The sequence below is a fragment of the Dyella sp. SYSU CM1112 genome (assembly GCF_058216415.1).
Genome location: NZ_JBZEGI010000100.1, coordinates 1 through 292, shown reverse-complemented (window position 1 = coordinate 292; position 292 = coordinate 1). Strand labels below are relative to the sequence as shown.

1 protein-coding gene is annotated in these 292 nt (G+C 59.6%); it reads right to left on the bottom strand.

The features are described 5' to 3' along the window. On the bottom strand, positions 1 to 292 hold a 292-nt coding region (locus AC4HNJ_RS21795), incomplete at both ends, for an efflux RND transporter permease subunit (RefSeq protein WP_490481713.1).

The following is a 292-nucleotide window of genomic DNA, read 5'->3' as shown; positions in this document are numbered from 1 at the left end:
AACTCGTCGAAGCCAAGTTGGCCACGGTCCTCGATCTGGATGCGGAAGCCGCCAATAGTGCCGAGGCCCTGTACAGGCGGCGGCGGGAAGGTAGCGATGTAGGCATCCTGGATAGTCGCGAACTTCTGGTTCAACGCGGCCGCAATCGCACCTGCGGACAGCGATGGATCGCGACGTTCCTCGAACGGCTTCAATGTTTCGAACACGATGCCTGCATTGGTGGCATTCTTGAAACCGTTGATCGACAGACCCGGAAAGGCCACCGCGCTCTGCACGCCAGGTTGCTTCAGTG